The following is a 13,461-nucleotide window of genomic DNA, read 5'->3' on the forward strand; positions in this document are numbered from 1 at the left end:
TCAACCCTCCAGGACGACGACCGCCGACGCGATGCCGGCGTCATGGCTCAGCGACAGGTGCAGGCTCTGTACGCCCAGCTCGGATGCCCTCGAAGCGACCGTCCCGGTGATCTCCAGCCAGGGACGACCGCTGTCGTCGGTCCGGACCTCGGCGTCGTGCCACTGCATCCCTGCCGGTGCGCCGAGTGCCTTGGCGAGCGCCTCCTTGGCGGCGAACCGGGCTGCGAGCGAAGCCGGCGGTCTGACGGCCTCGGCCGGGGTGAACACCCGGTCCCGCAGTCCAGGCGTCCGCTCCAGCGTCTGCATGAACCGCTCGACATCCACCACGTCGATCCCAACGCCGACAATCATGCTCGTCAGAGTAGTCAGCTGGGTGGGGCTGTTGACTGGCGGATCCTCATCCGCACAGCCAGGTCCATCCGGAGGGCGGCCGGGGTGACGCCGCGGGCCAGGTCGAGGACCAGCTTGGTGGCGAGCTCGGCCATTTCGCGGAGCGGCTGGTGGACGGTGGTCAGGGTGGGCCCGACCCACTCCGCGACCGGGAGGTCGTCGTACCCGACCACCGACAGGTCCTTGGGGATCTCCAGGCCGAGCTCGCGGGCGGCCTGGTAGACGCCCAGGGCCTGCAGGTCACTGCCGGCGAAGATGGCCGTCGGGCGGTCCGGCAGCGTGAGCAGCGCCATCGCCTGCTCGTAGCCGCCGCTGACCTCGAAGTTGCCGTTCCGGATCAGGTCCGGGTCGACCGGGATCCCGGTCGACCGAAGCGCGTCGGTGTAGCCGTTGACCCGCATCCGGGAGCAGAGGGTCTCCTCCGGGCCGCCGATCATGCCGATCCGTTCATGGCCGAGTTTGCGCAGGTGCTGGGTCGCCATCCGGCCGCCGTTCCAGTTCGCGGAGCCGATCGACGGGACGTCCTCGCCCTCGTCGCCGATCGGGTCGACCACCACGAACGGGATCCGCCGCGCCTCCAGCTGAGCCCGCTGGTCATGGTCGAGATCGGAGAACACCATGATCACGCCGAGCGGCCGGCGCAGCAGGACGGACTCGATCCACTCCTGCCGCGGCCTCCGGGCGCCGCCGCACTCCGACAGCACCAGCTCGACGCCCTCGGCACGGACCACTTCCTCCACGCCGCGGATCAGCTCGACCGCCCACAACCCACCGATCTCGTGGAACACCAGGTCGATCATCAGGCTGCTCGCCGTACTGGTCGTGCGGCGACGGTAGCCATGGCGCTGGATGATGCTCTCGACCTTGGCCCGGGTCTCCTCGGCGACGTCGGCGCGGCCGTTCAGCACCTTCGACACGGTCGGCACCGAGACACCGGCCTGCTCCGCAATTTTCGAGATCGTCACCCGCTGACCCACGAGCCCTCCACGCTCCTCGTCCAGCCGTACAAGCGCCAGAGTACAGGTTGCCCTCGTCGCAGCTATCGGCAGAGGTCCCGAAATTTTCGAGAGTCGGGCTGAGATGTAGCCCACGTCGGCCCGGGGTGTGAGCCGGGGACGCGGCGTGGGAAGAATGGAGCCCATGCTGCAGCCGCCGCGGGAGGTGACTCCCTACACAGAGCTGGACCGGGCCGCCTGGGCCCAGTTGGCCGAGACGACCGAGTCACCGCTGACCGCCGAGGAGATCGAACGGCTGCGCGGCCTCGGCGACGAGATCGACATGGACGAGGTCCGCGAGGTCTACCTGCCGCTGTCCCGGATCCTGTCCCTGTACGTCCGGCACGCCCGCGCGCTGCACGCGGACACCGAGGACTTCCTCGGCCAGACCGCGACCCGGACCCCGTTCGTGATCGGCATCGGCGGATCGGTTGCCGTCGGCAAGTCCACCACCGCCCGGTTGCTGCGCGAACTGCTGGCCCGCTGGCCCGAGCACCCCCGGGTCGCACTCGTCACCACCGACGGCTTCCTCTGGCCGAACGCCGAACTGGAACGCCGCAACCTGATGCTGCGCAAGGGCTTCCCCGAGTCGTACGACCGGAAGGCCCTGCTGCGGTTCGTGGTCGAGGTGAAGTCCGGGATGGACACGGTCGAGGCCCCGGTCTACTCGCACCTGCACTACGACCGGATGAACGGCGTACGGACGACGGTCGAGCAGCCGGACATCCTGCTGCTCGAAGGGCTCAACGTGCTGCAGCCGGCACCCCGCCGCGCCGACGGCAAGAGCGGACTCGCGGTCAGCGACTTCTTCGACTTCTCCGTGTACGTCGACGCCGCGGCCGACGACATCCGCAGCTGGTACGTGCACCGCTTCCTCAAACTCTGGGAGACCGCGTTCCGCAACCCGGAGTCGTACTTCGTCCGGTACGGCGAGCTCAGCCGGCAGGAAGCGATCGCCAAGGCCGAGTCGCTCTGGGACACCATCAACGGCCCGAACCTGCGGGAGAACATCCTCCCCACCCGCTCCCGCGCCACCCTCGTCCTCCGCAAAGGCGCCGACCACACCGTCCGCTGGGTCAGACTCCGCAAACTCTGACCCCCACCCCACCACCCCGGTCAGGGGGAAGCTTTAACGGCCGGTACAATCGCGAGCGCCACCACAGCCGCCGTCAGTCCGAAGGCCAGGGAGTAGCCGGTGCCCGCGACGACGGCGCCGAAGACGATGGCGCCGATGCCCCAGCCGCCGTCGTACGCGAGGTTCCAGAGGGCGCTGACCTGGCCGTAGCGGGTCTTGGGGACGCGGTCGTACATGATCGCCAAGGTGAGGTTCTGCCCGGCGCCGAAGCCGGTGCCGAAGAAGGCCGCGCCGACGACGATCGCGACCGGGCTGGTGATGAAGATCAGCGAGCCGGCACCGAGGGCGGCGAGGACGAGGGCGGGAGCGAGGAGCTTCACCGGGCCGAGCCGGTCGCCGAATCGGCCGGCCAGCCAACGCGCGACGGGAGCGGTGGCGGCCTGGACCAGCAGGGCGGCGGCGACCAGCGAGTGGTTGTCACCGGCAACAGCCAGCGGCAGGAAGGTCACGCTGATCCCAGCGGCGACAGTCACCGCAGCGAAGACGAAGGTCGGCATCAGCAGCCCGCTCCCCCGCAGACCGCCGAGCACCTTGACGTGCTGCTCCTCGGCTTCCGTACTGCGCTTCGGCAGACCCGGCAGCGCGGCGAGACCAGCCAGCGACGCGATCGCTGCGAGGACGAAGAGTCCGCCGAAGCCGAGCCCTTCGATCAGGTAGACGCCGAGCGGTAGACCGATCACGGCCGGTACGCCGACCGCGATGCCGTAGATCCCGAATCCCTCACCCCGTCGGTGGGACGGGGTGATCTCGGCGACCAGGGCGACCGCGCCGACCACCAGGACGGCCAGCCCAGCGCCCCGGACAACGCAGACGGCGAGGACCAGCGGGAGGGACGCGGTCAGCATCAGGAGCAGTGAGGGGGCGCCGAGCAGGACCAGGCCGAGGCCGAGCGTGCCGCGGTAGCCGATCCGGGCGATCAGCTTGGGGATCACCAACTCGGTGGCGACCGCGGACAGCATCATGGCGCCTGTGGACAGGCCCGCGCCGACGCCGCCGGAGCCGTTCGCGGCCAGGTAGAGCGGGACCACCGAGGTGAGCAGGTACATGCTCAACCCGGAGCCGAACACCATCGCGAGCAACTGCGCGAACTGCGCCGTCACCAGTCGGGTGATTACAGGAGTGGTTGCTGCCGGAACCTCACATACGCTGCTCATGCCTCGACGGTAGGAGCGAACCGGTCTCCCCTACAGATCCAGTTTCAGGCACAGACAGAGGACCAATTCCGTCAGCCGCTCCGCTGCCACTCCTCATGCAACTCGACCGGCCGGAAGCCGAGCTTGGCGTTGACGGCGTTCATCGCCGTGTTCGCCTCGCCGTTCCAGGTGTGTACGACGAGCGGTTCCGGGTGACTGCGCTGCAGCTCGCGATGGTTGTGCGCCTTCAGCGCCAAGCCCAGCCGGTGGCCTCGATGAGCCGGTGAGACGAGCGTGCCCCACTGGAACACGTTGCCAGGATCGTGCTTGCCGACGTACAGCTCGGTGTGACCGGCCAGGCTGCCGTCCGGGGCGATCGCCACGGTCATCCAACCGTGCCGTCCCTGCGCGAGGCTCTGGTTCTCGACCGAGCGGACCCGGTCGGCATCCCAGACCGCCGCCTCCACCTCCAACTCGCCGTGGGGCGCCTCCAGGTTGAAGCTGGCCTGCAAAGCGGCGAAGGCGTCGACCAGATCGTCGGGACAGTGGTCCTGCCAACTGCGGAGGTGGTAGCCCTCGTGGTGCTGGGCGGCCTCCTCGGAGAGCTTGTCGAGGACATCCTCGGCCAGCGGGAGCTCGAGCACCCGGTGGACTTCGAAGTTCGCCGGGGTCAGCCCGAATGACCGGGCGAACGCCTGCGCCGGGGTATCCGTGTCATTGCCGAGCGGGATGTCGACCTGGGCCTGGACGACCGTGCGGCCGTAGTACGCGGCCCGCTCCTCGATCGCCTGGGCCAGAGCGCTGCCGTAGCCCTGTCTGCGGGCGTCTGCGCGGACTCCGATCCTCGCGCTGAGGGCGAAGGTGTTGTCCTTCAGCGGCACGTCGAGGAACATCGCACCCGCGACCGCCTGGGTCTCATTCCTGACGATCCAGATCTCCTTGGCCGCGTACTCGGTCGGCTCAAGCAGAGAGACGCGAAGCTCCTCCAGGGTCCACGTCACCGGATAGGGCCGCCCCTCGTCCATGGCCGCCCGAAACACGTCGTACCAGGCCGCGATGCCCTCGGTGTCGCGCGGGTCCACCCGCTCAGGAGTACTCACCGCCTCACTGTAGAGACGAAGGCCTGACGAGCTCCAACCTTTTAAGCGGTCGCGGTGAGGACGCCTAGGGCTCCTGCGACGCGGCCGTCGGCGGCTGCCAGGGCTTCGCGGGCGGCCGGTACGGGGGTGCCGGTGAGGAGGTGGACCAGGGCCGGCTTGAGTTCGCCGCCGGCGGCCTCGAGGGCGGAGGCGCAGGCGTCCGCGTCGGCACCGGTGGCCTCGGCCAGGATCCGCAGCATCCGGCCGCGCAGTTTGTTGTTGGTGGCAACCATGTCGACCATCAGGTTCGACCAGGTCCGGCCGAGCTTGATCATCAGCGTGGTGGAGAACGCGTTCAGGATCAGCTTCTGCGCGGTCCCGGCTTTCAACCGGGTGGAACCGGCGATCACCTCCGGCCCGGTGTCCGCCGCGATCAGGATGTCGGCCAACGGCGCCAGCGGGGCGTCCGGGTTCGACGTGACCAGCGCCGTCACAGCGCCGACCGCCCGCGCCGCCCGCAGCGCGCCTGCCACGTACGGCGTACTCCCGGAGGCGGCGAGACCGACGACGAAGTCCTGTCCGGTCACCTCGGTCGCGTCGGCGGCGCCACCCTCCTCGGAGTCCTCGACGTTCTCGACCGCACGCAGCAATGCCGCCATCCCACCCGCGTGATGGGCGACCACCAGATCGTCCGGCGCGTGGAAGGTGGGCAGCAACTCGGCGGCGTCCAGCACGGCCAGCCGGCCGGAGGTCCCGGCGCCGAAGTAGTGCACCCGGCCACCGGCCCGGATCGCCTCGACGGCGGCGTCGACCGCGCGGGCCAGCTCGGGGATCGTCTCGGCGACCGCGCCCGCCACCCGGGCATCCTCCGCGTTGACCATCCGGAGGATCTCGGTGGTGCCCACCGCATCGATCGCCAGCGTCCTGGGGTTGCGCTGCTCCGTGGGTGTGATCACGCCTACGAGGTTAGTTTCCTACTGAAGATATTTCAATTCTGTGGATCATTGACGGAACCCTTCACCCGGTGCCCACGGACCGCGATGGCGGTCTCCTCGAGCGCCTTGCGGGCATCCGGCATGACCGACTGGGCCACGCCGATGAACAGGCAGTCGATCACCATCAGCTGCGCGATCCGGCTCGACATCGCCCCGGACCGGTACGTCGTCTCGCGGGCCGCCGTGGTCAGCACCAGATCCGCGGCCTGCGCCAGCGGCGAGCGCGGGAAGTTCGTCACCGCGACCGTGGTCGCGCCGTGCTTGCCGGCCAGCTCCAGCGCCTCGATCACCTCGACCGTGGTCCCGGTGTGCGAGATCCCGATCGCGACATCGTCCTTGCCCAGCAGGGCCGCGCTGGTCAGTGCCACGTGCACGTCCGACCAAGCGAACGCGACCCGGCGGATCCGGTGCAGCTTCTGCTGCAGGTCGAGCGCCACGAACGAGCTGGCGGCCGAGCCGTACAGGTCCACTCGCGGCGCCTTGGCGACCGCGGCCACCACCTTGGCCAGCGCGTCCACGTCCAACTGCTGGGCGGTCTCCCGGACCGCCCGCTCGTCGGCGAACGCGACCTTGCCGACCACGTCGGCGAGCGAATCCCCGGGCTCGATGTCACCACCGACCTCGGGTCTCATGCTCTCCTGTGCCGACTGGGCCGCCAACTGCAGGCGGAGCTGCGGATAGCCGGGAACGCCGATCTGCTTGCAGAACCGGATGACCGTGGTCTCCGAGGTGGACGCCACCTCGGCCAGTTCGGAGATCGTCATCGCCGCCACTCCGCCCGGGTCCGCGAGGACCGCGTTCGCCACCCGCTGCTCGGCCGGCGCCAGCGCGGGCATCACCGCGCGGACCCGGACCAGCAGCGGCCCCGTGGGATCTGGAGAGGTTACTGATGTCATGACAGCACGGTACGGCGAATGAACACCGAGCGGTGTCACCGACGCGAAAGTCTCCAACCCAAGGCGACAAATGATTCCGGCGTTCGCTCTCCGTCGAAAACGACCTGGTCGCCGCTGGTGATCTTCACGCCGTCCACGTAGACGCCCCGGCCCTGGTACAGCGCGTCGGAGGTGTAGCGCCACCGGACCGTCTGGTCACCCGGAGCGAGGTCAGCGGACACCTGATGCCAGTGCCGCTCTCCTGATCCGCTGATCGTCCCGTCCGTGTCGATCACCGTGCCCCGGTCCTGCACGGTGAACGGCACCTTGGTCCAGGTGGTCCCGTCGGCCGAGCTCTCCAGGTACAGCAGGTCGGTGTCCTCGGTGTCGACGAACAGGTCGAACGCGAGCCGTCCACCCTCAGCCGGTACCGAGACCGGTACGCCGAGCGTCGTCGTACTGGCGTCCGTGGTGCCGGAGAACCACGCGTCCTTGCCGTGCCGCGGTCCCACGCCCAGCGACAACGCCAGCCCCTGTACGACGGCGCGCCGGGCCGGGTTGTTGCTGCCCCAGTTGCGGCTCGGGTGGACCCGGTTGGTCAGCAGGATCGCGAACGAGCGGGAGTCGAAGTCGATCACCAGCGAGGTCCCGGTGTAGCCGGTGTGGCCGGCCGTCCGGGGTCCGGACAGGCCGTTCATGTACCAGCGCTGGTTCAGCTCGAACCCGAGCCCGTGATCGTTGCCCGGGAAGGCCTGGTTGAAGTTCGTGATCATCGCGGTGACGGAGCTTTCCTTCAGGATGCGGGCCTGCCGGTAGCTGCCGCCGTTCAGGAACGCCTGCGCCAGCACGGCCAGGTCGTCCGCGGTGCTGAACACCCCGGCATGCCCAGCGACGCCATCCAGCGACCATGCGTTCTCGTCATGGACGGAGCCCCAGACCATCCCGCGCGGCGGCGACGCCTGGTACTCCGTCGCCGCGATCCGCGGCTTCTTCTTCTCATCCGGGTTGTAGCCCGTGTCGCGCATCTGCAACGGTTTGGTGATCCCGTCAGCGACCAGCTTGTCCAGCGTCTTCCCGGTCACCCGGTGGGCCAGCTCGCCGAGCGCGATCAGGTTCAGGTCGCTGTAGAGGTACTTCGTCCCCGCGGCGCTGGTCGGCGTCGCGGTGAGGGCCATCTGCATTCGCGAGGCCGGGTCCGGCTGGGCACTCCACAACGGCAGCCAGGCGGGCAGCCCGGTGGTGTGGGTCAGCGCCTGCCGGACGGTGATCGCCTGCTTGCCGTTGGCGGCGAACTCCGGAACGTAGGTGGCGATCGAGGTGTCCAGACCGACCTTGTTCTTCTCCACCAACTGCATCACCACGATCGAGCTGAACAGCTTCGACACCGACGCCATGTCGAAGATGGTGTCGGTGCGCATCGGAATCTGCTGATCGGCCGGCAACTCGGTGCCCGCGCCGTCGGCGTACTTGAGTGCCATCCCGGTCGCGGTCCGGGTGACGATCTTGCCGTCGTGGCCGAGCAGCGTGACCGCGCCGGCGTACAGGGGTTTCGCGGTCCCGTTCGGGCGGGTCCACGCGTCGACCTGGGCCAGTGCGGTGTCGATCGGCGCGGGATCGAGGCCCGCGTTCGCCGGGGTCGAGTCGCGCAACAGGGTGGACTTCGGCGCGTAGCCGTCGTACGGGCGGTCGAAACGTCCGGATTTGTTGCCGTTGGCAACTGCAGGGCTGGCCGTTGTAAGCATCAGGGTGGACACTATCGCGACGGCACCGAACGTACGCAGCCTCACCGGTGAGCTCCCTTGTACAACAGGTACTGCGCGCGGCGCGCGTTCCAGGCGGCGGTCTCGGACTGCCAGGCGCCGACGATCTCCTCCGCCGAAGCCCCGGCGGTGAACATCGTGCGGAACCGGTCCGACCCGGTCAGCAGGTCGATCCACCGGCCGGGAGGATTCTCCGTCCGCCAGGCGAACTGGGGGTACAGCCGCTTGGCTTCGACCATCATGTGAGTGGCCGCCAGAATCGGCTCCACTCGGTGCGGGTCGGTGATGTGTACCTGTACGCCGCCACAGAGCAGGTTGGCGTTCTTGCTGATGAACGGGGTGAAGTACGCCTCCCGGAACTCGATGCCGGGAACATTCTTGGTCGACAACGCCTCCGCCCAGCGGTAGTCGATGTACGGCGCGCCGATCAGCTCGAACGGCCGGGTGGTGCCGCGACCTTCGGACAGGTTGGTGGCCTCGAACAGGCAGGTGCCTTGGTAGAGCAGCGCGGTGTCCGGTGTCGGCATGTTCGGGCTCGGCATAACCCAGGTGAGGCCGGTCTCGGCGAAGAGCTGGTCCCGCTTCCAGCCCTCTACCTCGATCACCTCGAGCTCCTGTACGACCGGTCCGCCGGTGTCCAGCGCCAGGTATTCGGCGTTGAACATCCGGGCCAGCTCGCCGACCGTCATGCCGTGCTGCTGGATGATCTCCTCCTTGCCCACACCCGAGGTGTACCCGGGCTTGAGCATGGGGCCGCTGGCGAAGCCACCCACCGGGTTCGGCCGGTCCAGTACGACGAACTTGGCGCCGGTCCGGGCGGCGGCGACCATAGCCTCGTACATGGACCAGATGTAGGTGTAGAACCGCGCGCCGACGTCTTGGATGTCGAAGACCACCGTTTCCACACCGGATCTGGTGTAGAGGGTCTGCAGCTTGGCGGCGTTCGCGCCGTAGGCGTCGTAGACCATGATGCCGGTCCGCGGGTCGACGTGGTCGCCCTCGGAACCGCCGGCCTGCGCACTGCCGCGGAAGCCGTGCTCGGGTCCGAAGACCGCGACGACATCGACCTTGCCGGACGCGTGCATGGTGTCGACGATGTGGCTCAGGTCCTCGAGGATGCCGGTCGGGTTGCTGAACACTCCGACCTTCTGTCCGGCCAGCGCCCGCCACCCGTCGTTCGCGAGTGCTTGAGCGCCGGTGGACACTCTGCGCCCATGCCCTTGCGGTTCGACCGCTGAGGCGGCAGGTAGGTCGATCAAAGGGGCGGCGGCGAGCGCGCCGGCACCCGCCAGCAGGCTGCGTCGTTTCATCGTCACCAGCTCAATCCGTGGCCGAAGGGGTAGAGGGGTGTCTGCGGCTGACCGGCGACCGGGATGTCCACCGGGAGCTTGCCGGCCGGCGCGATCTGGCCGTACAGCACCTTGGCCAGCGACTCCATCGAGACCGCCGCGAAGCCGTAGGTGGCCAGGTACGTCGGCGCCTGGTCGAAGTAGGCGATGTCGTAGGGATCCCGGACGGCCACCACGATCACCGTCTTACCCGTTGCGAGCAGGTCCTTCACCAGCTTCTGCTGCTTGGCCAGCTTGTCGGTGACGGTCGTGTCCCAGGCCTTCGAGGTCAGTACGACGGTGACGTCGTTGGCCTGCGCCTTCGTCACGGCATCCGCGATCGCGGCGTCGGACGGTGCGGTACCGGTCTGCGCGACCGTGGTTGTGGCGCCGCGACTGGTCAGGCTGTTGGCGAGCGACTGGGTGGTGGTGACGCCGAAACCGGTGACGAGGATCTTCCGCGCCTCGTTGCTCAGCGGGAGCACGCCGGCGTTGTTCTTCACCAGGGTCACGCTCTTGTCGACGATCCGCTGCGCGGTGGCCAGGCTGGCCGGCGTACCGACCGTCGTCGCGACCTTCGCGGGGTCGACGAACGGGTTGAACAGAGTGCCGTTCTTCAGCTTGAGCAGCATGATCCGGAGCAGGCTCTCGTTGATCCTGCTCTCACTGATCCGGCCGGACTTGACAGCGTCGACCACCGCGTTGAACTGCACGTCCGGCGCCGGCGGCAGCAGCAACTGGTCCGCCCCGGCCTCGATCGCGCGGATCGCGACCTCGGCGTCGCCGTACTTGGCCCGGACCGCCGCCATCTCCAGCGCGTCGGTGATGATCAGACCCTTGAACCCGAGCTGCTGGCGCAGCACCCCGGTCAGGATCGGCTTGCTCAACGTGGCCGGGTCACCGGACGGGTCGAGCGACGGGACCACGATGTGCGCGGTCATGATCGAGTCGATCCCCGCCTTGATCGCGGCCTTGAACGGCGGCGCGTCGATCGTGTTCCACTCCTGAAGAGTGTGGTTGATCGTCGGCAGCGAGGTGTGGCTGTCGTCGCGGGTGTCGCCGTGACCCGGGAAGTGCTTCGCGGTCGCGGTGATCCCGGCGTCCCGCTGGTAACCCTGCACCTGGGCGGCCGTCATGTCCGAGACCAGCTGCGGGTCGGACGAGTACGAGCGGACCCCGATCACCGGGTTCAGCGCGTTCACGTTCACGTCGGCGACCGGGGCATAGTCCTGGCGGATCCCCATCGCCTTCAGTTCGCGACCGGTGATCCCGGCCGCGGTCCGGGCGTCCGCCGTACTGCGAGCCGCACCGTGCGCCATGTTGCCGCCGAACTGCGTCGCGGGTGGACCGATGCGGACGACGACGCCTTGCTCCTGGTCGGTGGCGATCATCATCGGGACGCGGAGCCCGGTGCTGGTCGCGACCTGCTGCAACTGGTTCGAGTACGTCGCCAGCTGGGTCGGGTTCTCCACGTTGCCGCGGGCGTTGAAGTAGATCCATCCGCCCGGCTTGTACTTCGCGACCACTTCGGCCGGTGTCGCCACGCCGTACAGGGTGGTGTTGCGTGCGTCCGGCAGGTTCGCGCCCGGCCCGTAGCCGAACAGGACGAACATCTGGCCGATCTTCTCCTCCAGCGACATCCCCTGCATCGCCTTCATGGCCTGTTGCAGGGGTGTCGCTGGTTCGGGTGGCGGCGCGCTGACGGCGACTCCCGGAGTGACGGTGGCTGTGATCGTTGCGAGGGTGGCGATTGCGAAGCGGCGCAAGGCGGACATGACCGGCCCCCAAATAGGTTATTGAATTACAAGGCTGATCCCCGGCCTCGAAAGTTACCCACGCCATCGGGGCCGGTCAAGGGAAACTCGTCATCTGCCTTGCGCCGGATTCTGTCAGTCCGCCAGACCCACCACCTGTTGCACCGACGGCCACGACTTCAGCGTCGTCAGCAACGCGTCGTCCTGGACCGTGGCCAGCGCCTCGGCGTACGCGTCCTCGAGTACGTCGGCGATGCGAACCGGCGTACCGAGAGTCGCCGACCGAACGGCCGCTTCAACCATCGCGATGCTGATCACGTTGGTGTGCACCTCGGCCTGCGGTACGGCGGACTCGCGCACCGCCTGGACGAATTCGGCCAGCGAGCCGTCGATCTGTTCGGGCTCGTCACCAACCTCGGCCGGTATCGCCGTCCCGTCACCGAGCGCGGCCACCGGGGCGTTGTCGCCGTCCCAGGTCGCCGTTCCCTGGGCGGAACTGGCTCGCCACTTGCCGTTCCAGGACGTCTCCAGGCCGGGCGCGCACCAGCTTCCGGTGAAGGTGAACCTGGTCCCGTCGGCGAAGGTGAAGATCGCGGTCGCCGACGCGTTGCCGTCGAACCAGCTCCAGCCGGGGTTGAACGAGTCGCAGTACACCGAGACCGGCTCGGAACCGATCAGTTTGCGGCTCAGGTCGAACTGATGGATCGCCATGTCGACCAGCAACGGCTCGGCCATCTGCGCCCGGAACCCGGTGAATCGCGGCGCCTTGAAGAACTCACAGCTCAGCGACCCGATCGGACCGAGTCCGGCGAGCTGTTTGCCGAAGGCGTTGCCGGTCCGGAAGTACCGGCGCGACTGCGACACCATCAGCAACTGCCCGCTCACCTCGGCAGCCGCGACCATCGTCAGGCACTCGCGGACGGTCTCGGCGAGCGGTTTCTCGCAGAGCACCGGCAGCCCCCGGCGCAGCGCGTCGATGCTGACCTTGGGGTGGGCGACCGGGACGGTCACGTCGATGACCGCCTCGGCCCCGGTCGCCCCGACCAAGTCGCCGATGGACTTCGCCACCGGCACGTCGGCATACCCGTGCTCATCGGCCGCCGCGCGAGCCAGGTCAACATCGAGGTCGACCAGCCCGGCGAGGACGACGTCCGGGTTGGCGGAGATGGTGCGCAGCCAGGCTCGACCCATGCCGCCCGCACCAACCTGAAGAAGTCGCAGAGGTTCAGGCATCGGCAGGTTCCTCGATCGGTCCCTTGTAGCCGTGGCCCTGGAAGAATTCGCCGGTCTCGTAGCGGAGCAGGGTCGGCACTGCCCGCTCTGGCCGGTCGCTATTCACCCAGGTGACCCCGTTCGCGATCACCTTGCGGATGTCCTTGTGGTGGTAGACCGGGTAGTCCTGGTCACCGGGCGAGAAGAAGAAGATCTTGCCGTGGCCGCGACGGAACGTGCACCCGGACCGGAACACCTCGCCGCCGCTGAACGACGACACGAAGACCAGTTCGTCCGGGGTCGGGATGTCGAAGAACTCGCCGTACATCTCCTGCTGCTCGATCACGATCGGATGCGGGACGCCCTGCGCGATCGGGTGCGTCGGATTGACCGTCCAGACCAGCTCACGGTCCTGTTCGCTGCGCCAGCGCAGGGTGCAGGTGGTCCCCATCAGCCGGCCGAAGATCTTCGACCAGTGGCCGGAGTGCAGCACGATCAGGCCCATCCCGGACAGCACGTGCTGGTAGACCCGCTCCACCACCTTGTCGTCCACCTCGCCGTGCGCGGCATGGCCCCACCAGACCAGTACGTCGGTCTCGGTCAGCACGTCCTCGGTCAGGCCGTGCTCTGGTTCATCCAAGGTGGTGGTGCTGACGGACGCCGCGTCGCCGAGATTCTCTCGAATCCCCGCGGCGATGGTGCTGTGCATGCCGTCGGGGTAGATCTCGGCCACGTGCGGCTCGACCTGCTCGTGCCGGTTCTCGCCCCAGACGAGTACGCGAATCGTCATACCGGTTCCTTTGCT

General features: G+C 68.3%; 12 protein-coding genes. 1 reads left to right on the plus strand and 11 read right to left on the minus strand.

Going from position 1 to position 13,461, the window contains the following annotated elements; all coding sequences use genetic code 11:
• Together EV643_RS14825 and EV643_RS14830 are read right to left on the minus strand one after the other, a co-directional pair.
• On the minus strand, nt 1-351 hold the full coding sequence (locus EV643_RS14825) for a holo-ACP synthase (protein ID WP_133800640.1): 351 nt from the start codon (nt 349-351) through the stop codon (nt 1-3).
• Nucleotides 352-365: 14 nt separating this feature from the next.
• The gene (locus tag EV643_RS14830) at nt 366-1,367 is read right to left on the minus strand and encodes a LacI family DNA-binding transcriptional regulator (RefSeq protein WP_238165589.1); all 1,002 of its coding nucleotides are present in this window, start codon (nt 1,365-1,367) and stop codon (nt 366-368) included.
• 163 nt (nt 1,368-1,530) lie between these two features.
• Here EV643_RS14830 and coaA point away from each other — a divergent pair, with 163 nt between their 5' ends.
• The gene (gene coaA, locus EV643_RS14835) at nt 1,531-2,481 is read left to right on the plus strand and encodes a type I pantothenate kinase (protein ID WP_370452281.1); all 951 of its coding nucleotides are present in this window, start codon (nt 1,531-1,533) and stop codon (nt 2,479-2,481) included.
• 20 nt (nt 2,482-2,501) lie between these two features.
• Here the strand turns inward: coaA and EV643_RS14840 are convergent, their stop codons facing one another.
• The 9 genes from EV643_RS14840 to EV643_RS14880 form a co-directional block, all read right to left on the minus strand.
• Nucleotides 2,502-3,674, minus strand: a complete 1,173-nt coding sequence (locus tag EV643_RS14840; protein ID WP_133800643.1) for an MFS transporter — start codon at nt 3,672-3,674, stop codon at nt 2,502-2,504.
• 71 nt (nt 3,675-3,745) lie between these two features.
• The gene (locus EV643_RS14845) at nt 3,746-4,753 is read right to left on the minus strand and encodes a GNAT family N-acetyltransferase (RefSeq protein WP_133800644.1); all 1,008 of its coding nucleotides are present in this window, start codon (nt 4,751-4,753) and stop codon (nt 3,746-3,748) included.
• A gap of 41 nt (nt 4,754-4,794) precedes the next feature.
• Nucleotides 4,795-5,688 (minus strand): N-acetylmuramic acid 6-phosphate etherase, encoded by an 894-nt coding sequence (locus tag EV643_RS14850; RefSeq protein WP_133800645.1) that lies wholly within the window; start codon nt 5,686-5,688, stop codon nt 4,795-4,797.
• 32 nt (nt 5,689-5,720) lie between these two features.
• Complete coding sequence (locus EV643_RS14855; protein ID WP_133800646.1) at nt 5,721-6,623, minus strand: MurR/RpiR family transcriptional regulator; 903 nt, start codon at nt 6,621-6,623, stop codon at nt 5,721-5,723.
• Nucleotides 6,624-6,658: 35 nt separating this feature from the next.
• Nucleotides 6,659-8,389, minus strand: a complete 1,731-nt coding sequence (locus tag EV643_RS14860) for a serine hydrolase domain-containing protein (protein ID WP_238165590.1) — start codon at nt 8,387-8,389, stop codon at nt 6,659-6,661.
• Entirely contained in the window at nt 8,386-9,672 is a 1,287-nt protein-coding gene (locus EV643_RS14865; protein WP_202869558.1) for an exo-beta-N-acetylmuramidase NamZ family protein, read from the minus strand. Before EV643_RS14865 ends, EV643_RS14860 begins: the two co-directional genes overlap by 4 nt.
• Before the next feature lie 2 nt (nt 9,673-9,674).
• On the minus strand, nt 9,675-11,465 hold the full coding sequence (locus EV643_RS14870) for a glycoside hydrolase family 3 protein (RefSeq protein ID WP_133800648.1): 1,791 nt from the start codon (nt 11,463-11,465) through the stop codon (nt 9,675-9,677).
• Between the two features lie 114 nt (nt 11,466-11,579).
• The gene (locus EV643_RS14875) at nt 11,580-12,677 is read right to left on the minus strand and encodes a Gfo/Idh/MocA family protein (RefSeq protein WP_133800649.1); all 1,098 of its coding nucleotides are present in this window, start codon (nt 12,675-12,677) and stop codon (nt 11,580-11,582) included.
• Nucleotides 12,670-13,446, minus strand: coding sequence for a ThuA domain-containing protein (locus tag EV643_RS14880; protein WP_133800650.1), 777 nt, complete (start codon nt 13,444-13,446; stop codon nt 12,670-12,672). The genes EV643_RS14875 and EV643_RS14880 overlap by 8 nt, the downstream gene beginning before the upstream one ends.
• Nucleotides 13,447-13,461 lie beyond the last annotated feature (15 nt).

The organism is Kribbella caucasensis (assembly GCF_004361855.1).
GTDB classification, from domain to species: domain Bacteria; phylum Actinomycetota; class Actinomycetes; order Propionibacteriales; family Kribbellaceae; genus Kribbella; species Kribbella caucasensis.

What these genes read in the sequence shown, in the direction of transcription:
- EV643_RS14875 (WP_133800649.1), bottom strand. Translation starts at nt 12,677, where the DNA reads ATGCCTGAACCTCTGCGACTTCTTCAGGTTGGTGCGGGCGGCATGGGT.
- EV643_RS14855 (WP_133800646.1), bottom strand. Translation starts at nt 6,623, where the DNA reads ATGACATCAGTAACCTCTCCAGATCCCACGGGGCCGCTGCTGGTCCGG.
- EV643_RS14865 (WP_202869558.1), bottom strand. Translation starts at nt 9,672, where the DNA reads ATGAAACGACGCAGCCTGCTGGCGGGTGCCGGCGCGCTCGCCGCCGCC.
- EV643_RS14870 (WP_133800648.1), bottom strand. Translation starts at nt 11,465, where the DNA reads ATGTCCGCCTTGCGCCGCTTCGCAATCGCCACCCTCGCAACGATCACA.
- EV643_RS14825 (WP_133800640.1), bottom strand. Translation starts at nt 351, where the DNA reads ATGATTGTCGGCGTTGGGATCGACGTGGTGGATGTCGAGCGGTTCATG.
- EV643_RS14880 (WP_133800650.1), bottom strand. Translation starts at nt 13,446, where the DNA reads ATGACGATTCGCGTACTCGTCTGGGGCGAGAACCGGCACGAGCAGGTC.
- EV643_RS14840 (WP_133800643.1), bottom strand. Translation starts at nt 3,674, where the DNA reads ATGAGCAGCGTATGTGAGGTTCCGGCAGCAACCACTCCTGTAATCACC.
- coaA (WP_370452281.1), top strand. Translation starts at nt 1,531, where the DNA reads ATGCTGCAGCCGCCGCGGGAGGTGACTCCCTACACAGAGCTGGACCGG.